At 57.0% G+C, this 23492-nt stretch carries 15 protein-coding genes; 7 read left to right on the forward strand and 8 right to left on the reverse strand.

What is annotated here, in order from left to right; translation table 11 throughout:
* Window positions 1-33: 33 nt before the first annotated feature.
* A complete protein-coding gene (gene fusA, locus ACH3PB_RS05900) occupies window positions 34-2118 on the forward strand; it encodes an elongation factor G (protein ID WP_416398527.1) in 2085 nt (694 codons plus the stop codon).
* A 92-nt stretch (window positions 2119-2210) separates the two neighbouring features.
* Here fusA and ACH3PB_RS05905 read toward each other — a convergent pair whose 3' ends face one another.
* Both ACH3PB_RS05905 and ACH3PB_RS05910 read right to left on the reverse strand, forming a co-directional pair.
* Entirely contained in the window at window positions 2211-3776 is a 1566-nt protein-coding gene (locus tag ACH3PB_RS05905) for a long-chain-fatty-acid--CoA ligase (RefSeq protein ID WP_416398528.1), read from the reverse strand.
* A 74-nt stretch (window positions 3777-3850) separates the two neighbouring features.
* Window positions 3851-7102: an EAL domain-containing protein gene (locus ACH3PB_RS05910; RefSeq protein ID WP_416398529.1), complete on the reverse strand. Its 3252-nt coding sequence runs from the start codon at window positions 7100-7102 to the stop codon at window positions 3851-3853.
* Window positions 7103-7347: 245 nt separating this feature from the next.
* Here ACH3PB_RS05910 and ACH3PB_RS05915 point away from each other — a divergent pair, with 245 nt between their 5' ends.
* On the forward strand, window positions 7348-9105 hold the full coding sequence (locus ACH3PB_RS05915) for an ABC transporter ATP-binding protein (protein WP_416398530.1): 1758 nt from the start codon (window positions 7348-7350) through the stop codon (window positions 9103-9105).
* A 132-nt stretch (window positions 9106-9237) separates the two neighbouring features.
* A complete protein-coding gene (locus ACH3PB_RS05920; RefSeq protein WP_416398531.1) occupies window positions 9238-10140 on the forward strand; it encodes a DUF4382 domain-containing protein in 903 nt (300 codons plus the stop codon).
* Window positions 10141-10174: 34 nt separating this feature from the next.
* On the opposite strand, the gene egtD is transcribed toward ACH3PB_RS05920, so the two are convergent.
* The 4 genes from egtD to ACH3PB_RS05940 all read right to left on the reverse strand — a co-directional run bounded on the left by egtD (window position 10175) and on the right by ACH3PB_RS05940 (window position 15131).
* Entirely contained in the window at window positions 10175-11209 is a 1035-nt protein-coding gene (gene egtD / locus ACH3PB_RS05925; protein WP_416398532.1) for an L-histidine N(alpha)-methyltransferase, read from the reverse strand.
* A gap of 1 nt (window position 11210) precedes the next feature.
* Window positions 11211-12452, reverse strand: a complete 1242-nt coding sequence (egtB, locus tag ACH3PB_RS05930; RefSeq protein WP_416398533.1) for an ergothioneine biosynthesis protein EgtB — start codon at window positions 12450-12452, stop codon at window positions 11211-11213.
* Window positions 12453-12629: 177 nt separating this feature from the next.
* The gene (locus ACH3PB_RS05935; RefSeq protein ID WP_416398535.1) at window positions 12630-14537 is read right to left on the reverse strand and encodes a M48 family metalloprotease; all 1908 of its coding nucleotides are present in this window, start codon (window positions 14535-14537) and stop codon (window positions 12630-12632) included.
* Window positions 14538-15131, reverse strand: a complete 594-nt coding sequence (locus ACH3PB_RS05940; protein ID WP_416399422.1) for a LemA family protein — start codon at window positions 15129-15131, stop codon at window positions 14538-14540.
* 207 nt (window positions 15132-15338) lie between these two features.
* Between ACH3PB_RS05940 and ACH3PB_RS05945 the strand changes: the two genes are divergently transcribed.
* The 3 genes from ACH3PB_RS05945 to ACH3PB_RS05955 all read left to right on the forward strand — a co-directional run bounded on the left by ACH3PB_RS05945 (window position 15339) and on the right by ACH3PB_RS05955 (window position 18861).
* Complete coding sequence (locus tag ACH3PB_RS05945) at window positions 15339-16472, forward strand: aminotransferase class V-fold PLP-dependent enzyme (RefSeq protein ID WP_416398537.1); 1134 nt, start codon at window positions 15339-15341, stop codon at window positions 16470-16472.
* A 134-nt stretch (window positions 16473-16606) separates the two neighbouring features.
* Window positions 16607-17986, forward strand: coding sequence for an NAD-dependent succinate-semialdehyde dehydrogenase (locus tag ACH3PB_RS05950; RefSeq protein WP_416398540.1), 1380 nt, complete (start codon window positions 16607-16609; stop codon window positions 17984-17986).
* 302 nt (window positions 17987-18288) lie between these two features.
* Window positions 18289-18861: a type 1 glutamine amidotransferase domain-containing protein gene (locus ACH3PB_RS05955; RefSeq protein WP_416398541.1), complete on the forward strand. Its 573-nt coding sequence runs from the start codon at window positions 18289-18291 to the stop codon at window positions 18859-18861.
* An 81-nt stretch (window positions 18862-18942) separates the two neighbouring features.
* Here ACH3PB_RS05955 and ACH3PB_RS05960 read toward each other — a convergent pair whose 3' ends face one another.
* Window positions 18943-19638: a dienelactone hydrolase family protein gene (locus ACH3PB_RS05960; protein ID WP_416398542.1), complete on the reverse strand. Its 696-nt coding sequence runs from the start codon at window positions 19636-19638 to the stop codon at window positions 18943-18945.
* A gap of 144 nt (window positions 19639-19782) precedes the next feature.
* Here ACH3PB_RS05960 and ACH3PB_RS05965 point away from each other — a divergent pair, with 144 nt between their 5' ends.
* Entirely contained in the window at window positions 19783-20565 is a 783-nt protein-coding gene (locus tag ACH3PB_RS05965) for a TSUP family transporter (RefSeq protein WP_416398543.1), read from the forward strand.
* Here ACH3PB_RS05965 and ACH3PB_RS05970 read toward each other — a convergent pair.
* On the reverse strand, window positions 20562-23450 hold the full coding sequence (locus tag ACH3PB_RS05970; protein ID WP_416398544.1) for a response regulator: 2889 nt from the start codon (window positions 23448-23450) through the stop codon (window positions 20562-20564). The two genes, ACH3PB_RS05965 and ACH3PB_RS05970, sit on opposite strands and share 4 nt — an antisense overlap.
* Window positions 23451-23492: the final 42 nt, after the last annotated feature.

Raw genomic sequence — 23492 nt, forward strand, 5'->3', positions numbered from 1 at the left:
CCTCGTCCAAATACTATACAGAAGAGCGCGCTAATGGTTGATCTATCCAAGTACAGAAACATCGGCATCTTTGCACACGTCGATGCAGGCAAAACGACTACCACTGAACGAATTCTCAAGCTCACTGGTCGTATTCACAAGACGGGCGAGGTGCACGACGGCGCAGCGACGACTGACTTTATGGAGCAGGAGCAGGAGCGGGGTATCACTATCCAGTCTGCTGCCACCACCTGTTACTGGGATGGTCACCGGATGAACATCATCGACACACCGGGACACGTCGACTTTACGGTTGAGGTTTATCGCTCACTGAAAGTACTCGACGGCGGTATCGGTGTGTTCTGTGGCTCTGGCGGTGTTGAGCCACAGTCAGAGACCAACTGGCGCTATGCCAACGAATCTGAAGTTGCGCGAGTTATCTTCGTCAACAAGCTTGACCGTCTCGGTGCGGATTTCTTCCGCGTTGTTGCGCAGGTCGAGGACGTACTTGGCGCGCGTCCGCTCGTCATCACGCTGCCTATCGGCCGTGAAGAACACTTCAAGGGCGTCGTCAACCTGATCGACATGAAAGCTTACATCTGGGACGACAGTGGTCTGCCGGAAAACTTTGAAATCACTGATATTCCGGAAGACATGAAGGCTGACGCTGCTAAGTGGCGCGAGAAGCTGATCGAGACTGCCGTTGAGCAGGACGATGATCTGATGGAAAGCTATCTGGACGGCACCGAGCCAACAGAAGAGCAGCTGCGCCTGTGTATCCGCAAGGGCACCATCAAGCTCGATTTCTTCCCCACCTTCTGTGGTTCTGCGTTCAAGAACAAGGGCATTCAGCTGGTGCTGGACGGCGTTATCGACTTCCTGCCGAGCCCGACTGAAGTTGTGCCACAGCCTGAAGTTGACGAGACCGGTGCAGAAACAGGCAAGTTCGCGATCGTTGATGCTGACAAGCCGCTTCGTGCCCTGGCGTTCAAGATCATGGACGACCGTTTCGGTGCGCTGACCTTCGTTCGTATCTATTCTGGCAAGATCCAGAAGGGCGACACGATCATGAACGCCTTTACCGGCAAGACTGAACGCGTTGGCCGCATGGTCGAAATGCATGCGAACACCCGTGAAGAGATCGAGTCGGCTCAGGCTGGTGACATCATTGCCATCGTTGGTATGAAGAACGTTCAGACCGGTCACACCCTGTGCGACCCGAAGAACCCGGCCACTCTCGAGCCGATGGTGTTCCCTGAGCCAGTTATCTCCATCGCTGTTGCACCGAAAGACAAGGGTGGATCAGAGAAGATGGGTATTGCCATTGGCAAGATGGTTGCTGAAGACCCGACCTTCCAGGTCGAGACTGACGAAGACAGCGGCGAAACCATCCTCAAGGGCATGGGTGAGCTTCACCTGGATATCAAGGTCGACATCCTCAAGCGAACCTACGGTGTTGAACTGGTCGTTGGTAAGCCACAGGTTGCATACCGTGAGACGATCAACAAGCGTACCGAAGACAGCTACACGCACAAGAAGCAGTCTGGTGGATCTGGTCAGTTCGGTAAGATCGATTACATCATCGAGCCGGGCGAGCAGAACTCTGGCTACGTGTTTGAGTCCAAGGTTGTTGGTGGTAACGTTCCGAAGGAATTCATTCCTGCAGTCGAGAAGGGCTTCAAGATGATGATGGGTGAAGGTCCTCTGGCCGGTTACCCTGTTCTCGACGTGAAGGTTATCCTGATGGACGGTGCGTACCACGCAGTCGACTCCTCGGCACTGGCTTTCGAGATTGCTGCCAAGGCGGCTTTCCGTCAGACCATGCCAAAGGCTGGCCCTCAGTTGCTTGAGCCAATCATGAAGGTTGATGTCTTCACTCCGGAAGATCACGTAGGTGATGTTATCGGTGACCTGAACAGACGTCGCGGCATGATCAAGGCTCAGGAGCCAGGTGCTACAGGCGTGCGGATCAAGGCTGAAGTACCACTGAGCGAGATGTTTGGCTATATCGGGCATCTGCGTACAATGACTTCGGGTCGTGGCCAGTTCTCAATGGAATTCGCGCATTATCTGCCATGCCCGAATAACGTTGCCGAGCAGGTTATTGCTGAAGCCAAGGAGCGTAAGGCTAACGCCTAAAGCGCTTGTCTGCTGCTCTCCGCTAACGTTTAGCGGCGAGTAGCACCATAAAAAAACCGCCAACAGGCGGTTTTTTTATGCCCTGGTTTTGGTCAGGCTTTGAGTTCCGCTACCAGCTCGCGCTTGAGTATTTTTCCAGTCGCGGTCATTGGCAGGCTCTCGCGAATTTCGAACTGGCGGGGATACTTATGGCCTGCCATATGAGCTTTCGACCACGCTACCAGCTCCTCAGGACTGGCCTGCTGACCGGCCTTGAGGATGATGCAGGCACGCACCTCTTCCCCGTACTGTTCGTCCGGCACACCGATGACAGCAGCCAGTGAAATGGCCGGGTGAGTCAGCAATACTTCCTCTATCTCACGTGGATAGACGTTGTAGCCACCGCGAATGATCATGTCCTTCAAGCGGTCGACGATAAAAATATAGCCTTCTTCATCGATGTAGCCGATGTCACCAGTGTGGAACCAGCCGTTCTTCAGCGCCTTGGCGGTGGCCTCAGGCTTGTTCAGATAGCCTTTCATGACGTTATGGCCGCGGATACAGATCTCGCCGTGTTCATTGGCTGGAACCTCAGAATTGGCGTCGTCGAGAATGCGAACTTCCACCCCCCAGATTGGCAGCCCGACCGAACCAGGCTTTCGTGGATGACTCAGCAGGTTGAAGCACGCGACTGGGGATGTTTCTGATAAGCCATAGCCTTCGAGAATGGGAACATCGAACTTCTCTTCGAAGCCTTTCAAGACCTCAAGTGGCAGGGAAGAACCGCCACTGCCGCAGAGCCTGAGATGACTGCGGATCTTGTCAACCTGGTCAGGGCTTATGTCGACTCCATTGAGCAGCGCCCAGTACATAGTTGGCACACCGCAGAAGACCGTGATTTTCTCGGCAATCATGAGCTCGACCACCACTTTTGGATCGAAGCGGGGTACCAGCACCATTGTATTGCCGTTAAGCAGGCTGCCACACATCTGCACAGTCTGGCCAAAGGTGTGAAATAGGGGCAGGGTGATAAGCTGTCTGTCCTCTGCGACGGCTTCACTCAGGCGACCGAACATGATCGCGTTCAGCAGGATGTTTGCGTGAGTCAGCTCGGCGCCCTTGGGTTTGCCGGTCGTGCCAGAGGTGTAGAGAATAACGACAGTGTCGATAGCCTCACTATCGATGTGAGGGTTGTCGGTGCCAGCGGTCATGAGGCTGGAGTGACTGGCAATTCCATCCTGACCGATAGCACTGCTTACCAGTGACTGGCCGCTTTCAATCAGCCAGAGATGCGTGCAGCTGGTCGTCTTGCGGAAAGCATCGACTGCGGCACGGCCAATTGGCACATCCTGGCTACCTTCAAAAGCAATATAGGCCTTGGCTGCGCTGTCTTCGAGATGATAGGCGACCTCATCGGCGTTGAGCAGTATGTTCAGGGGCACTACCGTACAGCCAGCTTTTATGATGCCGAAGTAGGCTATGGGAAACCACGGCAGATTAGGACAGCTGAGTGCCACTCGATCGCCTGGTCTCAGTCCTGCGGCGACAAGACCGTTAGCCAGGGTGTCACAACTAACCTTGAGCTCGGCGAAGGTGATGCGTTTTTCGCCACAAACGATGGCCGTCTTGTCAGGGAAACTGCGAGCCGCTTCATCGATGAGCACAGACAGTGAAAGCATTGGTCACCTCAAAATTGTTCTTGTAGCAGCTGACTATACGGGATATCTGCGGTGAAACAAGGGCCCGGCCTGGCTCAGTCTGGCGCTTGAAGTTCGTCAGGTCCAGGTTCAGCAATCTGGTAGCCCTGCAGGAAATCTACGCCAAGCTCGCGCAGCCGAGCCTCGACAGCCGGATCACTCACGGCGCCTGCAATGGTTTTCAATCCCATCGTGTGCCCAACGTCATTGACGAAGCGAACACTCTGCTCATCCAGCGGACTCCTGAGCATTTTTTCGATAAACCAGCTGTCAATCTTCAGGTAGTCCACACCGAGTTGTTGCAGGTTGGCAAATTCGCTGATGCTCATACCGAAATGCTGCAATGTAATCTGCAGACCGAAGCTCTTCATGCGCTGAATGAACTGCCGGCTTGTCTCAGGATTCTGCAAGACTGTGTTTTCTGCCAGTTCGAAGCACAGTGCCTCTGAGTTCACACCTCGTTCAGCCACGAGCGCTATGACGCGATCGGCGAAATTCTCCTCGTTCAGGCTCTGAGCGGAAAGGTTGATCGCGTAGACTTCCTTGTTTTGCTGTTCAGGGTCCTGTATCTGCAACTTGTTGACGACCGCCTCGATAACCCAGAAATCGATCGCCGCTATGAGGCCAAAGCGCTCGGCAGCCGGCAGAAAGGCTGCGGGAGAGATCAGCTGACCTTCGTCGTCCAGTCTGATCAGGACTTCCCTCAGTCGTATAGTGGAAGAGGCGTCGTCCACCGCCACGATTGGCTGGTACAAAAGTACAAAGCGGTCATGCCGCAAGGCCAGTTGTAGACGCTGCTTCCAGTTGGTGTTGAGCTGTAGCTGTTCACCCTGATTATTGCCACCTTCGTACACGACGACCTGGCCACGACCACTGGATTTTGCCTTGTATGCCGCCTCGTCTGCGGCCGTCATGATCTGCTTGGCATTGCCGCTTTTTCTATCGATAGGCACTAGACCGATACTGGTGCCGAAGCGGAAGCTCTGACCCTGACTGAAGAAGCGGAAGTCACTCGCGGCTTGCACGATGCTCTGGGCTACCTGCAAGGCATCCTTCACCTGGCAGTGTTCGAGAATGACTGTGAATTCATCGCCACCCAGTCTGGCAAGCGTGTCACGGTCACGGATCTGCTGACTGAACAGTCTTGATAGCTGAATGAGCACTTCATCCCCGGCCGCGTGGCCACAGCTGTCATTGACGATCTTGAAGTGGTCCAGGTCGATAAAGAGCAGGGCACTCTGCACGTTATGTTCATGGGCATCGGCAATGGTGCGCTCCAGGCGCTCGTTGAAGCCCTGCCGATTGACGAGCCCGGTCAGCTCGTCATGGTAGGCCTTGCGCTCGAGGTCAGCCTGGATGGCCTTGCGTCGGCTGATATCCCGCATGTTGCCCGCGAAGAACTCAACGCTGCCATCCGGTGCATAGTGCGCTTCGAGCACCAGCGAGACCGGCACTTCGCGGCCACCCTGAATAAGGATCGAAATATCGCCGCGCCAGCCACCGTGTGATGTGGCGTAGGGAAATGCTTCCGAGTTCAGTACTGATATCGCCCAAGGCGGCGTGAAGTCATAGATATTGAAATCCATATCCGGCAGCACGTCGGCAGTCAGTGCGTCGAGGGTGGCCGGGGTGATTAATGAACGGCCGCGGTAATTCAGATAGCTGATATAGCCGGTTTCATCACAGAAAAAGATGATGTCGGAGGTGCTCTCCATCGCAGCAATAAGCTGGCGCTTGGCTACCAGTGCTGCCTGCCGCGGCGTCACGTCCCGCCCAGCTACGTAGATCTGATGGTGTTCCGGTACCGTTATGAAGGCCCATTCAAGGGTGAGCTCCCCGCCGTTGGCTCCGTGCGTCAGGAATTCCTGGGTAAGCGGCGTCTCCTGCTTGTCACGCAGCGTGGCGAGCAAGGCTTGCAGGGCCTCGTGCTCTGAGGCAAGCAGAACGTTGGCAAATGGCTTGTTCAGCAGCGCCGCGGGCTCGCAGCCAAAAAGCTGACGGGTGGCGGCGTTGATCCGGAGAAACTGGCCGTTACCATCGAGGATGCAAAGAACATCGGGTGCGAGATTGAAAAATCGGCTTAGTTCCTTCTCGGCCTGAGCCTGCTTGATCAGTGCAGACTGTAGTGACGCGTTGACGATAGCCAGGGTGCTCGCGCGCTGACGCAGCGCGAACCAGTAGGCCACGATCATCGCGATCAGTGCGGAAATGAGCAAGCCGCCCACGAGAATGAAAGTCGGTCTCGTGATGACGACGCTCGACTCGAATGAGGGTAGCGAAGAGAACTTCAGCGTCCAGTTATTCTTGGCAAAACGAAAGCGCGAGGCATGTACGAAACTGGGTTCTGCGAGCTCGTCCAGACGATGCGGCAAGCCATTTTTCGAGTGCGGCTGAGCAGGCTCGCCGTCGGGGGTCGCGGTGAGGCTGTCAAATATCAGGGTGCCCTGGTCACTCTGGCCATCGAATATCTGCAGGCGCAGCAGGCGGAAGTTATCTTCACCCATGAGGCCCCACACCAGGTCATTCATCCTGAAGGGGATGAAAACGAAACCTCGTAGCTGATCTTCACGCATGGGTCTGGTGAAACCGGCACCATCGAAAGCTCTGCCTTCAAAGTCCGAATACACCGGTGCGTAGACAAGAAAGCCCAGCTGAGTGTCGACCAGGGTCTCCTGTACCAATGTCACCGTATCGGACATGATAGGGCGACCCTGTTCGCGCGCACGGTCCATTGCGCGTCGTCTCGTCTTTTCGGAATACATGTCGAAGCCGAGCGCGCGCGCATTGCGCATATCGGCCGGTTCCAGTAGCACGATTGGCGTCGAAAAAGCCTGGTCGGTCGCCGGCCAGACGACAAAATCCTTATTGCCGGCAGCACGATGATTGCGCTCGAAACGTGGCCGCTCGTCTGTGGGTATGTACGGGGCGTAGCCGAGCCCCTGAGCGCCTGGGTAATTTTTCTCCAGCCGCGCAGTCTCGACATAGCGGCGCCAGTCATCAACGCTGATATAGGCGTCAGCGGCGAACAGGCCAACGCCGCCCATCAACAGCTTCTCATAGGAAAGCATGCCTTTCTCGATGAGGACGGTGCGGAGCTCTACCCGACGCTCGAACTGCAGTCTCGCGTAGTCTTCGGCGGCGTCTTTTTCCTGATGATAGACCAGTGCGGTCAGCGCGGCGCAGATCAGGAACGCAACGGTGACAATCACGCCGGTCGAGGCTTTGCCATGCTGTCGATGTGGTGTCCGCTGCCGACTCGCGGCCAGGCGGTTTGCATCGGACGGATCTGGTAGAGTGGACATCGCCATTGAACTGCTCGTGGTGACTCGTGACTGAAGTTGTTGCAGGTTCTTATGAGTGCTGCGTAAGTAGTTCTTTCCGCTCGAATCTGCAGCTTATTGATCTACTATAGTCCTCCCTGCCGGCTTGTGTACGGCCCGGCAGAAATAAGTTCTGAAATAAAACCGGCCAGATGAGCGCTCATAACTGACGCTGCTGGCGCTGAAACAGCATTCACCGCGCCGTATCGCGGCTCCACTTTGAACGAGGTTACATGCAAGTCGAAGCCATTTCCCGGGCGGGTCCGGGGCTGCTACACTTTTTCCGGCCGTATCGATACTGGTTACTGGGCATCCTGCTCACCTGGATACTGACAGGCCTGGCCATGGTAGCCATAGGCCTTCTGCTTGCAGAGGCGCACGATGGGTTCCCGACACGGCCGGTTATTCTGATCGGCGCTGCGGTATATGCCGTTGTGCTCTTGCGCTATTTCGCCGTCACATCGGTAGGCGAGCGCATTGCTGCCGATGTCAGGACGGCGATTCATGCCAAGCTGCATCGCCTGCCGACGGAGCAGATCGATCGTCTGCACGGGGGCGATGTGCAACAGAGGATGTCCGGTGATCTCGCCACCTGCCATGCCTTTCTGACCAGCAATGCGTCCATACTCATGCGCAATGCCTTCCTGTTTGTCGCGGCCTTTATCAGTGTACTGGTTCTTGACTGGCAGCTGGGCCTGTTTCTGGCCGGTGTATTCGCGCTCATCATAACACTATTAGTGCGTCGCTCGCGCTTGCGGCAGACCTCGCTGGCGGCTGAGAACCGCCGTGGCGAGTTGAGCAACTACCTGCTGGAGACGCTCTCGACCATGCGCATTATACGGGCCTACGACGCAGCACCCTCTGACAGCCATCGTTTCAACACCGCCAACAGCTCGGTATTGCAGACACTGCTGAAGATCCTGCGCAAGCGCATGATAACGAATATCCTCACCGTCACTTCGCTTGTGATTTTCGTCACCGTCTTTCTGATTTTCACCGACCGGAGTGTCGAAGCATTACAGGCCACATCCACCACCGCCGGTGCCAGGAAGTTGTCGTTGTTGTACTTCTTCGGGCTGCTCGGGCTGTCTTCTGCCTCCATGATAGAGGCGGGCATGCGCTGGGTCGAAACCAGTGCCGCGGCCACTCGCATCGGCTATCTGCTGTCATTACCCGATCAGCCAATCGGCGATAGAACCTTGCAGCCGCTCGAGCCCGGCCCCCCCGAAATACGCTTCGAGGCGGTAACTTACCACCATCCGGCGTCTGGGCGCTCTGCAAGACCAGCTGCCGCGCTGCAGAACGTTTCTTGTCGCTTGCCGGGCGGCAAGCTGACTGTGATGGTCGGACCGACAGGCAGCGGCAAGAGCACCTTCATCGATGTCTGCCTCAACAACATCAGCCCTGAAACCGGCGAGGTGTTCTGGAACGATACCAGTCATGCTGAACTCGATGCAGCGAGCCTGCGCGCCCGCACCGCTCTGGTCGACCAGGACGTGCTGATTCGTTCGGAAAGCCTGCGTGACAACGTGCTTTTCGGCAGGCCGCTGAATGAAGAGAGCCTGCAGCGGGCTTATGAACAGAGCCAGCTGGAAGAGGTGCTGGCCAGACTGCCGGAGCGTGATCTCACGCCAGTCGGTGAAGGCGCGGCGGTGAGGCTGTCGATGGGGCAGAAGCAGCGGCTTGCGATTGCACGGGCGCTGTATGCGAGGCCCTCTCTGGTCCTGCTGGATGAGCCGACTTCTGCACTCGATGCCCTGACCGAGGCGGCGATCCTGAAATCTCTGGTTGCGCTCCGCGGGGAGGCGACCGTCCTCATTGTGGCGCACAGACTGGCCGTTGTGCCGTATGCCGATCATATCATCGTGCTCAAAGACGGCAAGGTTGATGCCGAAGGCAGCCTGTCTGAGGTCATGGCAGGTTCCACGCTCTTCGCTGAGCTCATGGCAAGCCTTCGCGATACCGATTTTGATCAGACCCGTATCTCGTGAGCTACCGGATCTCTTTCACAGCATGTCTACACGCAGTTACTTTTTGTGACAGTGCAGTATCGGGCGCAACTGTAGAATCAGTCTCAGCCGACAGGCAGGTGCCGGTTCAGGCAGGCATTCGGAGAGCAAAGCATGGGATTGAACACAGCGAAGGTCACAGCACTGGCCCTTCTGAGCGCGCTTGCGATAGGCTGTAGTGACAGTAATGACAGCAGCATTTCGGGTAATACAGGTACCTTGTCGCTCAGTCTGACTGATGCGCCTGTCGATAGCCTGCTTTCAGTCTTCATAACCTTCACAGGCGTGTCGCTGCAGGCTGCTGGCGGTGAAAGAACCGATGTTGTCTTTCCTGAGCCAAAGACCTTTGACATGCTGACGCTGCAGAATGGCGAGTCGGCCACCTTGCTTGACGATGTCGTGCTGCCCGCGGGCCGCTATGCCTGGATGCGCCTAGACCTGAGCGAAGCCGAGGGTGCGCTCTATGTCAGGGACAACGTTGGCGGGCAGTATCCGCTCTCGATACCCTCTGGTGCGCAGACGGGACTGAAGCTGGTGAGTGGGTTTACCATACTGGCTAACGGACAAAGCGACTTCACCATCGACTTCGATTTACGCAAGTCGGTTACCCTCACTGGCAGCGCGTCGTCGCCTGGGGACTATATCCTGCGACCAACGCTGCGCCTTGTAGACAATGCAGAAGCTGGAGCCATCGGCGGGCAGGTCAGTACCGCCGTCACACCAGGCGTATGCGCCAACCCTCAGATTTTTGGCGGTGTGGTCTACATCTTCGAAGGTGCCAATGTCTCAGTGGATGACTATGACGCCGATTCCGCTGGCGCGCTTGTAGCGGCGCCCGTGACCGACGCTGACGGAGATGGCACGTTCAACTTTCTCGCAGCCTTTCTTCCTGTAGGCGACTATACCGTCGCCTACACCTGTGAGGTCGACAATTTAGGTGTCGACGAAAGCCTCGTGTTCACCACACCGGTCAATATCACCGTGTCGGCTGGCGCCAGCGCGACAGTCACGCTCTGACCAGGTCTCATCTCCAAGCTCTGTTTTCTCGACACTAACTGGCCTGCAGGAGGTGAATGCTGAACAGCTGTTCGTCAGCCACCCAGCTGTTCTCGCAGCGCCAGCCAGCCTGCTCCGCCAGCCTGCAGAAGCCTTCGATCGAGTACTTATGCGAGTTCTCGGTATGGATCGACTCGCCAGCCTGAAAATTGAAGGTCTTACCGGCTACGCGAATCGTCTGTTCGCAACGGCTCACCAAATGCATCTCTATTCGACCTTCATCCTCATTGAAGCGTGCCTCGTGGGAAAAGTTGTCGATCTCTATCTCGGCGCCAAGCTCTCGCTGGAGTCGTTCGAGTAGGTTCAGATTGAAGGCTGCGGTGATGCCCTGGGCGTCGTCATAGGCGGGTATGAGCACATCCGGCGACTTGAGTGTATCTACACCGATAAGCAGATAGTTGCCACTGCCAAGCGTCTCTGCCGCCGTCCGAAGAAAGGCAATGGCTTCTTCGTGAGTCAGGTTGCCGATCGTCGAGCCGGGGAAGAAGCCCAGCCGCTTCGGCTGGCGAATTTGACCTTCCACGGCTGCAAGATCTACGGTATCGGTGAAGTCGCCAACTACCGGGACCACATCGAGCTTTGGAAAGCGTGCATCAAGGCGTTGGCAGTGGTGGAGCAGAAAAGTCTCGGACACATCGATCGGCAGGTAGCGCCGCACCTTGCCCATGTGCTTCAGCAGTTTCTCCACTTTCGTGCAATTGCCGCTCCCGAACTCGACGATCTCGGTCACGTCCGGCAGCAGCGACTTCAGCGCTTCCGCCACACCGTCGAGCATGGCTACCTCGGTACGTGTAGGATAATACTCAGGCAACTCGCAGATCTTCTCGAACAGCTCCGATCCTCTACGATCGTAAAAATACTTGCTGGGCAGGCGCTTCTGAGCTTGGCTAAGGCCATCGAGGACGTCCGCCAGCAGCGCGTCACGAGCAGGATCGTCATAATCTTCTGTCACAACTGGCTCGGATTGAAGGCTCACCTTCCGGGCTACACAATCATCGGTCATCATATTTCCCAATACGGCTTCAGTCATTTCACTCGTCCTTGGCCAGTCTCAGGCCTGTAGCCTGCCAGCGCTGATGTGGGTAGAAAAAGTTTCGGTAGGTAGGGCGGATAAGGGCGGCGGGACTGGTAAATGCGCCACCGCGGAGCACGAACTGGCCGCACATGAACTTGCCGTTGTACTCTGCGAGCGCGCCGTCGAGCGGTTTGAAGCGGGGGTAGGCGGCAAAGGGGCTACGGGTCCACTCCCATACGCTGCCGAATAAAGCTTCGAACTCACCGTCAGCCGCACTGCCGGCTCGTCCTGGCAGCCAGATCCCGCTTTCCTGAAAGCGCCCTCGAACATGCTGGTCAGCTGCGACTGCCTCCCATTCGAACTCATCCGGAAGACGGGCACCGGCCCAACGCGCAAAGGCATCGGCCTCGAAATAGCTGATATGACTCACATATTCGTTGAGGTCGAGTTCGCGCTCTCCATGGGGCGTATAACGCAGCCATCGATCGCCGCTGTGTCGCCAGTACAGGGGCGCCTCCCAGCCTGCGGCCTTTACCTTGGCCCAGCCATCGGAAAGCCAAAGTTCGGGGTTTCGATAACCATCCTCCGCCATAAATGCCAGCCATTCAGCATTGGTGACTGGTCGACTCGATAGAGAGAAAGGCTGCAGAAGTCGCTGATGCCGGGGACCCTCACAGTCGTATGCAAAACGGTCAACGGTCTCGGAGTCACCAGTAGCATCAGCGCCAAACGAGCGAATGCCGCCTTCGTGTTTCACCCACCGCATCGATGAGGCAGCTGAACCAGATTGTGACGGCGACGGCGCAGGTGCCGGCTTCCACTGCGGCAGCAATGGATGTTGGCTGAAGGCATGCAGCTGATCGGTCAATAGCAGCTCCTGATGCTGCATCTCATGATGACAGCCCAGCATGGTACGGGCCAGTACCTCGCCACCTGAGTTGTCGTTAGTGCCGGGATCGGTCTCATCGAGCAAGCTGCGCATGGCAGCATCGACATGGTGTCGGTAGTCGATAATTTCATCACAGGTCGGGCGGCTCAGCATTCCCCGCAAGGGGCGGGGATGTCTATCTCCGATGGCTTCGTAGTATGAGTTGAACAGGTAATTGAAGTGATCGTTGAAGCAGCGATAGTTTCGGGAGAAAGGCTTGAGAATGAGTTCTTCGAAGAACCAGGTGGTATGGGCAAGATGCCACTTGGCTGGACTTGCATCTTCCATGGACTGGAGACACATGTCTTCATTGCTAAGACCTTCTATCAAATCGAGGGTGGCTTGTCGAACAGCAGTAAATTGATCTGCTGGGCTTGAAGTCGAACGATTTTGACGCTGAGGGGATAACGAGCTGGCACTCTCCTGGAGGTCGAACATTTTTCTGTGATCTCTCGGGCTGGGTTGCAGAGGGAGTGTACGCCGGCCCGTAGTATCTGGTTCAACTACCTATCCAGGCTCGTATTGCAGCGACGGCCTCTGCAGTACGGGCGCATAATTCGACCCTATTTGTGGCGGCAGCGGGCAACCCAGCAGCTCGCAGCTAATCTGTAGCAGTTCGTATTCAACTACGGCAATCTCACCGTCGTGCCGCACCGCCATGGCGCAGGCATCGATGACAGCTGGCTTGAGCAGTGGCGGGAGCTGTGCCAGTCGGCGCAGCGCTCGTTCCAGCCCTCGCGCTGTAGCACGCTCGCTAAACCTGAGTGAGAGCAAGGGGAACCATAGCGACGTGATGTGAGTGAACAAGTCTTCAGCGGCAGTAATGTGCGACGCCTCTGCCGTGTCTTTCGCCCCCAGACGACAGAACAGTGAGAGCAGATCTGCCAGTTCAGCAAGGACCTGCTCGTAACGCCTGACCCTTTTAATTCGAGCCTCTGGTAGCGGCGGTGCAAGATGATGCACAAGATACATGATGAAGCATACCTGCAGCAGCCCGGCCGCAGGCGCCCGAGCTGCATCGGCAGACAGCTGTTTCAGCAGGCCCTGGCGGGCCTCCCCGGGCATCTGCTTCAGTGTGCCCGTCAGCCATTCCAGCAAGGGCAGTCTGGCGGCTTCACCAAGCCCGTGATCCTCGAGCGCCTTGAAGCCGCTGTCCATCAGTTCGACCAGCAGCACTGCGGCCGGGTCGATTTCGTCGAGTCGCTCACCGAATTGCTCCACAAGCCCTGAGCGCACATCTGCGGCCCAGGCGAGCTCGGCTGCGCCCCATTGCGCAACCCGGGTGGATACAGCCTGGCTTGCTTGCGCCATGGCGGCACCTGAGCTTGCGGCAAGGGCCATGGAATCTGCCGCGCTTTCTGTTGCACGATCTTTCGCCGCTCGCTGCCTGGCCAGCGATTGCTGATTCTTTTTGATGCGTACGCCACGCAGAAAGCCGGCATCAACTGCCGATATGCGAGCCTGCAGTGGGGGGTGTGAAGCCAACCAGCGATGGCTCGCAAGGCTTTCGCCGATACACATGTGATTCAGCTCCCCAGCCAGCGCGGCGTGCCGGAGGCCCGTGCCATGGCTGGCGCTCATCAGCTTGTATAGTGCCGCGGCGAGGCTGGCCGGTTGGCGGGTGTACTGCACCGATGACGCATCGGCAAGATACTCGCGCTGACGGCAGATTGCCGCCTGAATAACGCGGCCGGTCATTGTACCGATAGCGCCGGCCAGCCATAGCAGCAGGCCTAGAGGGAACAACCTGACATCGCCCCTGGTGTGCCTGCCGAACCAGTTTTGCCGGCGCTGCAACGACATCATGCTGCGACCAGTGCTGCCTACCATCATGATGCCGCCAAGCATGACCAGAATCCGACTGTTGAGCTTCATGTCTTCATGCGCAATATGACTGAATTCGTGTCCGACGACCGCCTGCAACTCGTCTCTCGTCAATGCTTCGACAAGACCCTGCGTGACGACCAGCACGGCATCGTCGCGAGTCAGACCAGCTACAAAGGCGTTGAGTCCAGCTTCCTGAGGCATGATGTAGAGGCGAGGTGGTGGCACCCCGGACGCTATACTCATTTCTTCGACGACGTGAACGAGGCGCTGTACCTGTGGTGCCGACGATGATCGATCGACCAATTGACCACCCGCGGCAGCGGCCAGATGTTCACCACCCTGACGAATGGTCTCGCTGCGCGACCAGCTGCCGTAGAGAAACGCGGCAAGGCTGATGCCGGTAATGTAGCGCCCTTCGAGCTGCATCCACTGTGCAAGGCTTCGTGGCTCCTCATAGAGCCATTGGTTCAGCGCCAGAAACGGCAGTACATTTACAGCCAGTAAAATGCCGATTACCGCCATCACGAAATAGATGCACAGCAGGGTGCTCAGGCGGCGTGCATTGTCCTGGTGCTGGAAGAAATCCATTTAGGGGGTGCCGAGATTAACCTTGACCGCCTGCCGGGCTGCTGGATCCTCAGTGGTGAATGGGCGTGTGGCCGTAAACCCACAGAAGCCAGCGATAAGATTACTTGGAAACTGCTCGCGATAAGTGTGGTAGACCATCACAGCATCGTTATAAGCCTGGCGTGCAAAACCAACCCGATTTTCGGTGCTCGAGAGCTCTTCCATGAGCTGGGATATGGCACTATCGGCCTTGAGGTCTGGATAGGCTTCTGCGACGGCATAAAAGCGGCCCATCGCCTTGTCGAGCACACCTTCGGCGGCACTCAAGGTGTCGATGGCCTTGCCATGACCAGGGTTTCTGGCAGCCGCCGCGGTAGCTGCCGTAGCGTTGTTCCGCGCCATCATGACCTGCTCCAGAGTAGTTCGCTCGTGGGTGAGGTAGGCCCGCGCCGACTCAACCAGATTCGGAATGAGGTCGTGCCGCCGCTGCAGTTGCACGTCTATCTGCGAAAACGCGTTCTTGAAGCGGTTTCGCAGGCTGACCAGGTGGTTATACGTCGAGATCATGTAGATCAGCAGACCGCCAATCAGTGCCAGGACGATAAATTTTTCCATATTCATGACTGTGAATTCCTCAGCAGTGACACAGGGCGATAAACCGGTCTTGATCCAGTTTAGCATCAGGCGGCTGAATTACCGGTTCCAGGCGGCTTCTGCAGCAGCAGTCATGCACTCGGTCACAAATCGGAAAGCGCTTGTCACGTACACTCGGGAGGTGGTTTCCTATAACACTGCTCAACAATTACAAGCCGAGGCCAAACCGTGTCAGTTCAGTATCCAGCCGTAGACCCAGAAGGTCTGCTCGAGTTTTCAGTGGTATTTACAGACAGAGCGCTCAACCATATGTCTGCCACCTTCCAGGGCGTCATGCGGGATATTTCCAAGGTCATGCGTGAGGTCTATAACGCTGATGCTGTCGCTATCGTGCCCGGTGGAGGTACCTATGGTATGGAAGCTGTCGCCAGACAGTTTGCCAACGGTGCCACCTGTCTTGTCATACGCAATGGCTGGTTCAGTTACCGCTGGTCACAGATTCTTGAGGCCGGCACCATTCCTGAGGAAACCATCGTGATGAACGCCCGGCCGGTGGATGAGGATGCTCAACCTGCCTATGCGCCGCCAGCCATTGAAGATGTTGTGCGTACGATACGTGATGAGCAGCCGGCGGTCGTTTTCGCACCTCATGTTGAGACCGCTTCGGGCATGCTGCTGCCTGATGACTATCTCGCCCAGATGGGCGAAGCCGTACACGAATATGGTGGCCTGCTCGTGCTGGACTGCGTCGCCTCTGGTGCGCTGTGGGTCGATATGAAAGCCTGCCAGATCGATGTGCTGATCAGCGCACCCCAAAAAGGCTGGAGCTCATCGCCCTGCAGTGCGCTCGTTATGTTTAGCGAGCTTGGTTCGGAAAAGCTGGCGCAGACGAAGAGCACCAGTTTCGCCAACGATCTTGGTAAGTGGCGCCAGATCATGCAGGCCTACGAGGCCGGCGGCCACGCTTACCATGCCACTATGCCGACCGATGCGCTGGCGAGATTCCGCGACAATATGCTGGAGACGCAGCGAACTGGCTTTGGTCGCATGAAAGAGGCCCAGATCGAACTGGGGCGGCGGGTCCGCGAGCTTTTTGCCAGGTATGATTTCAAAAGCGTGAGCGCAGCGGCCTATGCTGCGCCTGGCGTCGTGGTCAGCTATACCGGGGACCCTGAGCTGCGCAGTGGCGCATGGTTTAGGGCGCGGGGCCTGCAGACGGCAGCGGGCGTGCCACTTATGGTCGGCGAACCAGCCGATTTCAGCACTTTCCGGGTCGGCCTGTTTGGCCTGGAGAAGTGGAACGACATCGATGGCACCGTCGCAAATCTGGAGCGTGCCCTCAGCGACCTGCCAGCAAGATGACATCTCCGCCATGCTTCATCTGCGGCCGGGACGCGCGCGTAAGCATCTGATGAATACTGAAAACAGCACCATACGGACGTCGGGAGAGAACCCTGTGCCGTATGGTCTGATCACTCATCAGAATGGAGATCATCATGAGCGGCACTTCCACGACCATTAATCCCAGCACCGGCGAAAAAATTGCTGAATATCAGTTGCTCACCGAGGCAGAGGCCTCGGCCGCCGTCGATCGGGCTGACGAGGCCTTCCAGAGCTGGCGCCTTGAAAGGCCTGCCAACCGCGCAAAAATACTCAACAAAATGGCTGATCTCATCGAAGAGCGACAGGAAGCACTGTCAAAGCTCATGACTCAGGAGATGGGCAAGCCGATTTCGCAGGGCTACCAGGAGTGCGAACTCTGCGCAGCCATCTGCAGGTACACCGCCACCGAAGGGCAGGAGCAGCTTAAGGATGAAGCCCGCGAGCTCGAAGGCGGCCGTGCACTGGTGTCCTATCGACCCATAGGTGTGATCCTCGGGATTCAACCCTGGAATTTCCCCATGTACCAGGTTATCAGGTACAGCGCCGCCAACATCATGGCGGGCAACACGACAGTACTGAAGCACGCGTCAAATGTGTTCGGCATGGCCCAGGAAATCGAGAAATTGTATCGCGATGCCGGTTTGCCAGAAAATGTCTACCAATCGCTGATGCTTGATGGCAAGGGTGCCAGCAAGTTGATCGACCACCCCAAGGTTCGTGGCGTAACCTTCACCGGTAGCGACAGCACCGGCAAGAAGATCGGGGAGGCGGCTGGCAAGGTCGTCAAGAAGACGGTGCTTGAACTGGGCAGCAACGACGCCTACGTCGTACTTTCGGACGCCGATATCGATCTGGCGGTTGAAACCTGTGTGCAGGCCCGCATCGTCAACAATGGCGAAACCTGTGTGGCGGGTAAACGCTTTATCGTAGTCGCCGATGTTTACGACGAGTTCAGGGAAAAGTTCGTGAAACAGATGTCGGCGGTGAAAGTCGGGGACCCGACTAAAGAGGACACCCAGCTCGGTCCGATAGCGCGAGAAGATCTGCGTGAAACGATTCAGGAGCAGGTGGATGCGTCGCTGCAGAAAGGCGCAACTTGCGCTGTTGGCGGCAAGATTCCTGATGGCAAGGGCTTCTTCTACCCCAATACGGTACTGGAAAACGTCAAGCCAGGCATGCCTGCCTACGATGGCGAAATCTTTGGCCCGGTAGCCTCTCTTATCAAGGCAAAGGATGACGACGATGCCATGCGTATTGCCAATGACTCGCGCTATGGGCTCGGTGGTGGTTTGTTCTCGAAGAACGAGGACCGCGCCATCGAACTGGCTCGCAATCACTTCGATACCGGGATGGTCAACATCAATGGCTATAACCTTGCAAATCCACAGCTACCCTTCGGTGGTGTGAAAGATAGTGGCTATGGTCGTGAGCATGGCGGCTTCGGCATACGCGAGTTCGTCAACGTCAAGGCCATCATGATCAACGCAGCCTGAGGTCTGCAAGCCTGTTGCCGGCGCGTCAGTGCCGACCTTCTTGAGCGGCTTCGGCCGCTCTTTTGCTGTAAGGACTGCACAAAGCTTGTAAAGCTGGCATTAAGAGTCCCATGAACTCTCTCATCAGGCTGCCTTGCTGTGGCGATAGAATAGGATATGAACATATGGTCATGCTGCTGTGGGCCTTGTCCTGCACGGGCTGAGCGGGCAGGCCTGTTTTCTGCCTCTCACAGTGCCGAAGGCTGGCACAAGCCCTGCTCCTGTACAGGACGAATTCAAGTCAATGTATTAGGGAGCATTTCATGACTGACTCAAAAAGACTCAAGGGTAAGAGAGTTGCAATACTGGCCGCAGAAGGCTTTGAACAGAGCGAATTGTTCAAGCCACGCCAGGCGCTTATAGACGCTGGAGCAACGGTAGACGTGGTTTCGCTCGAAAGTGGCAGCATCAAAGGCTGGGACTCCGACAAGTGGGGTGATTCGATCGAGGTGGACAAGGTCGTCACCGATGTATCGTCCAGCGATTACAACGCGCTCATGATTCCCGGTGGCCTGTTCAATCCGGACAAGCTGCGCAGCAGCAAGGATGCAGTGACTTTCGTGCAGGGTTTTTTCAAGGAGGATGAGGTGAAACCTGTCGCTGCGATCTGTCACGGGCCTTGGGTGCTTGTCGAAGCCGGCGTGGTGAAGGGACGCAAGATGACATCGTTCCCCAGCATCCAGACCGACCTGAAAAATGCTGGTGCGGAGTGGGTCAACGAAGAAGTCGTTGTCGACAATGGTATCGTCACCAGTCGCAAGCCGGATGATATACCCGCGTTCAACAAGAAGATGATCGAAGAATTCTGCGAAGGTCGGCACTCAGAAGCCGCTTGATTGTCGTGGGGCACCACGATGTCCATTTGACCCAGAAGGCTGCCAGGTGGCAGCCTTTTTTTCGCCTGCAAAGAACCAGTGTCAGACCAGCGCTCGATCGAGAAAAACGGCCGTCCGCTCATTGGCGATTTCTGCCTGCTGAGCCTTGTAGTTTTTCCCGCCCTGGCGCGCAAAGGCATGATCGACCCCGTGATAAAGATGCAGGTCGACGTTTGGCTTTGTGAGCAGTGAGGCAAATACCTGCTCGCGTGCCGTTCTCGACGAAAAGCCGTCAAGTTCAGCAAAGTGGAGCATGAGCGATGCAGTGATACTTTCACGCTCGTCGAGCAGCGTTTCCAGGGCGACACCGTAGTAGCCGACCGAGGCATCGATATCGGTTCTGGTGGCCGTGAGAAAGGCGAGTTTGCCACCGAGGCAGAAGCCGACAGCGCCGACCCGGCCATTGCAGCCCGGGAGTTTCCGCACCTGAGTGATACAGGCCTGGACATCCTTGATGCCGCGATCGACGTCGAAGCGGTTCATATAATCGAAGGCCTGCTGCCATTCCTCATCAGTCTTGTCAGTCAGTTCGATATTTGGCTTCAGTCGTGAAAAAAGATCCGGACAAACAGCATGATAGCCGAGCTGTGCATACTTTTCGGTGATACGCCGCATTTCATGATTGACGCCGAAGATTTCCTGCAGGACGATCACCGCCGGTCGGCGATTATTGCCGGCGGGTGCTACTGCATAGGCGTCGAAAGTGTGGCCGTCATCGGCGGTTATGTGCATATTCATTCATGACCTCTGTGTGTAAGTGAGTGCTATGCCTCTGATCAGCTACTATTACGCAGGCTGATCGACAGGGGACTGTAACGCCGGCTGTTCACCTGTTGTTCTTGCATTATCCGCCCATCTTCCGTGTATTCTGAGTGAGTTGTCATGCCTGTAGAAAGTGTCAGTGGTTTTGACTGGTCAGTGGCTATGCTGCTTGGCCTGTTCTGTGTGGCGGCGCTTGCCGGTTGGGTTGATACATTGGCTGGTGGCGGCGGGCTCCTGACGCTGCCGGCACTTATCCTTGTCGGCATTCCGCCGGTGAGTGCGCTGGCAACAAACAAAAGCCAGTCGTTCGCCGGAACCTTGACCGCGACACTGGCGCTGCTGATGCGGAAACAGTTGAACCTCAGGGAGTTCTGGCCGCTCCTGGTTGCAGCAGGCATCGGTGCTGCGATCGGCTCGCTGATCGTACAGAATATCGCCACTGATTGGTTGCGATGGTTCGTGCCGGTTCTGCTGCTTGGCGTCGCCCTCTATTTTCTGCTCACGCCGGCGCTCGGCGAGCTCGAAACCCACGCCAGAATGACGCAGCCCTGGTACGGCAGTACTGTAGTGCCGGCCATAGGGCTCTATGACGGCGCGATTGGCCCTGGTACGGGCTCCTTCTTTGCCGCGAGCGGCGTGGTGTTCCGCGGGCATACCCTGCGAACGGCTACAGTACGGGCGAAGCCGCTCAACTTCACCACAAACGTGGTCGCGCTGGTGCTGTTTTCTGCTGGGGGGCAGGTGGTCTGGGCAATCGGGGCTGCCATGATCGCCGGACAGGTGCTTGGCGCCTACATCGCCAGCCATATGATGCTGACGATTCCGCTACGGTATATCCGGCGCATGGTCATTACCATGTGCGTGCTGATGTCCCTGGCGCAGCTTTACCGCTTGCTGTTCTAGGAACTCGCGACCTCGACGTCATGATCCTCGAGCAGATTGATCAGGTCGTCAGCGGTCACTGGTTTCAAGAGGAAATGATCGAAGCGGTCAATGGCAGCGCCGAGTTCGGAAGCCTCCCTGCCTGTGAGGGCAATGAAGAGGGTTCGGTCGAGTGCAGCTTCGCCCTTGAGCCGCTCCATGACTTCGATGCCGCTGATATCCGGCAGGCCCAGGTCGAGAACGATCGCGTGGGGCTTGCTGCTGAGCGCCTGCCTGATGGCTGAGGTGCCATCACTGGCAAGTTCTACCTGATAATTTCTGAACCCGAGCAATTGTGCCAGCGCACTGCTGGCGTCCGCATTATCGTCTACCAGCAAGACACGATAACCCTGGCGCTCACCCTTTTTCGCCCGCTCTTTCGCGGCAACCTGAGCTCGTGATTCGAGCACGAGCTGGATGAGCCGATATTCGTCTACCGGCTTGCTGAGATAACTGCTGCAGCCGGCCTCGAGGCACTTTTCCCGCTCACCGAGCATGGCGCCGGCAGTAAGGGCGATGATTGGTCGGTCAAAACCTTCCTCCCGCAAGCGCCTGGTGGCTTCGAAGCCATCCATTATGGGCATTTGCATGTCCATGATGACGGCATCGAACAGTGGTCCCAGCGTCTTGCTCAGCTCCACACTCGCGAGTGCAGCCAGACCGTTGGGCGCTGCGCGAGTAGTGCCGCCGGCACGTTCGACGAGCCGCTGTACCAGAAGTCGAATGTCGTCCCTATCATCCACTACCAGGACGTGAACGCCAGTCAGGGAGTCTGGCTGGTCAACCAAGGCGGCACGCGAGCATGCTGCAGACAACTCCGGAACCACTAGCCGAGCAGCAGACGCTTCATCGATAGCCAGGGTTAAGGTAAACGTGCTGCCTACGCTCACGCGGCTTTCCACCGCCAGGGTGCCCCTGAGGAGGGCGGCAAGCTGGCGCGAGATGGTGAGACCCAGACCGGTACCACCGAAGCGCCTGGTCATCGTGTTGTCGCCCTGTTGAAAGGCCTGAAATATGGCCTCCATCTGGGGTTCAGGAATGCCTACGCCAGTATCGCTTATCGCAAATTTGATGACGGGCGGAGACTGTTGTGTATCGAAGCTCACCTCAAGCTCGACCTTGCCTTTTTCGGTGAACTTGATGGCATTGGCGGTCAGGTTGATGAGGATCTGTCGTAGCCGGACAGGATCGGTTTCAATGGTTTCAGGTAATTGGTCTGGCAGAAGGACTTCGAAATCCAGCCCCTTTTCACCAGCCCGTACCTCCATCAGTGAAAAGACTTCACTGACGACAGCGGCGGGAGAGCTCGGCTCGAAATTGACCTCGAGCTTGCCGGCTTCAATCTTTGAAAGATCGAGGACATCGTTGATCAGTTCGAGCAGATAGCGCCCGTTTCGACGAATCGTCTCGATACTGACCAGATCGTCGGGATCGTCCAGATGGGCGCCTAAAATGTCGGCGTAGCCCAGAATTGCACTCATTGGCGTGCGGATTTCATGGCTCATGTTGGCGAGGAACTCGCTCTTTGCCTGGTTAGCCTGTTCGGCTGCACGGCGTGCCGCTTCCAGCGCCTTTTCCGTCTGCTTACGCTCGGTGATATCGCTGGCGGTAGCCGCCAGGAAAATGATGTCGTTGATATCGTTCCTGATTGGCGTCAGTGCGAAGTCGGTGATTCGCTCGCTGCCGTCGGCAAGCCAGTAGGAGACTTCCACCCGCATTGGTTCACCCAGGGCAGCAGCCTCAGTGCCAGCACGAATCAAGGCCTGGACCTGACTCGATCCCCGCCACCATGGCGTCTCCCAGAACAGACGGCCTAGCACTTCCTTGCGGCTATAGCCACTGGACTCCAAAGCGGTCCGGTTAATCTCGGTGAGGGTGCCATCCAGGTCCATGATGCCGGCAAAATAGAGATTCTGCTCGAAAAAAACCTGTAGTTTTGCGGCAAATTCAGTAGATTGCGCGCGTAGCTGTTGCTCCTGAATGCTGGCCAGCGCCTTGTCCATGGCTGCCAGCGCCCGGGCTCGCCAGATAAACAGCAGTGCGCTGAAAATGCCCAGGAACACACCGATAGCCAGAAAGATCCGTGGGACCGTCCAGAACGGCTTTGGGGTGCCATACCATTTACGGTAGATCGACGCATAGGCCTCGCTGGCGACCACCTCCTTCACCGCATCGTTCAGTCGCAGGAACAGGTCAGGTCGATCGATACGTATAGCGACCGCTCGTCGAACCTCCATCAGCGTGCGACCAACAGCCTTGACACGGTTTTCGAGGCCACTTTCCCGTAGCAGGCTTTCTACCACTGGTGCCGGGTATATCAGCGCATCGGCTTCGCCAGCAAGTACCGCCAGTAACGCCTCCCGCAAGGTGCCATAAACGAGGGTGCGGGCAGGGCCATGCTGCCGAGCGATGTCGAAACCAACATTACCGTCTATAACCGCTACTGAGCGTCCCGTGATGTCCTCGACGGCTTCGATGGAATCATCGTCGCTGCGTTTGAAGATGCGGATGGCGGTAGTCTCGATAGGGGCTGTAAACAGCGCGTAAGCCTCACGCTCTGGTGTGATCCCAAGATTTGGCAGGACATCGACCGTGCCTTCGCGCAGTGCCGTCAGGTCGAATCGGGGGGAGTCGAAAACAATGTACTCGGGCGTAATTCCGGCCCGCTCAGCGATGACGTCGAACAGTTCGATGGCGAATCCCGAGGGCTTGGTGCCGGCGTCAGTGACCAGATAGTGCGGCGGGAAATTCTTTGGTACCCCAACGCGCACGGTTTCCGCAGCTGCCAGCGGAGCCAGCAGTCCGAAAAGGCATGCGCACAGGGTCAGGCAGCGGCTCAGGACCAGGGTTTGGCGAGTGACTCTCACTTCGATGGGGAAACCTTGTCCTTTCAGGCGGATAGCGGCCGC

Source organism: Allohahella sp. A8 (assembly GCF_047946665.1).
GTDB lineage: Bacteria > Pseudomonadota > Gammaproteobacteria > Pseudomonadales > Oleiphilaceae > Allohahella.

Excerpts from the sequence above, each read along its gene's own strand:
- ACH3PB_RS05935 (WP_416398535.1), bottom strand. The coding sequence starts at position 14,537 with ATGGATTTCTTCCAGCACCAGGACAATGCACGCCGCCTGAGCACCCTG.
- ACH3PB_RS05955 (WP_416398541.1), top strand. The coding sequence starts at position 18,289 with ATGACTGACTCAAAAAGACTCAAGGGTAAGAGAGTTGCAATACTGGCC.
- ACH3PB_RS05960 (WP_416398542.1), bottom strand. The coding sequence starts at position 19,638 with ATGAATATGCACATAACCGCCGATGACGGCCACACTTTCGACGCCTAT.
- fusA (WP_416398527.1), top strand. The coding sequence starts at position 34 with ATGGTTGATCTATCCAAGTACAGAAACATCGGCATCTTTGCACACGTC.
- ACH3PB_RS05910 (WP_416398529.1), bottom strand. The coding sequence starts at position 7,102 with ATGGCGATGTCCACTCTACCAGATCCGTCCGATGCAAACCGCCTGGCC.
- ACH3PB_RS05905 (WP_416398528.1), bottom strand. The coding sequence starts at position 3,776 with ATGCTTTCACTGTCTGTGCTCATCGATGAAGCGGCTCGCAGTTTCCCT.
- ACH3PB_RS05940 (WP_416399422.1), bottom strand. The coding sequence starts at position 15,131 with ATGGAAAAATTTATCGTCCTGGCACTGATTGGCGGTCTGCTGATCTAC.
- ACH3PB_RS05915 (WP_416398530.1), top strand. The coding sequence starts at position 7,348 with ATGCAAGTCGAAGCCATTTCCCGGGCGGGTCCGGGGCTGCTACACTTT.
- egtD (WP_416398532.1), bottom strand. The coding sequence starts at position 11,209 with ATGACTGAAGCCGTATTGGGAAATATGATGACCGATGATTGTGTAGCC.
- ACH3PB_RS05965 (WP_416398543.1), top strand. The coding sequence starts at position 19,783 with ATGCCTGTAGAAAGTGTCAGTGGTTTTGACTGGTCAGTGGCTATGCTG.
- ACH3PB_RS05920 (WP_416398531.1), top strand. The coding sequence starts at position 9,238 with ATGGGATTGAACACAGCGAAGGTCACAGCACTGGCCCTTCTGAGCGCG.
- ACH3PB_RS05950 (WP_416398540.1), top strand. The coding sequence starts at position 16,607 with ATGAGCGGCACTTCCACGACCATTAATCCCAGCACCGGCGAAAAAATT.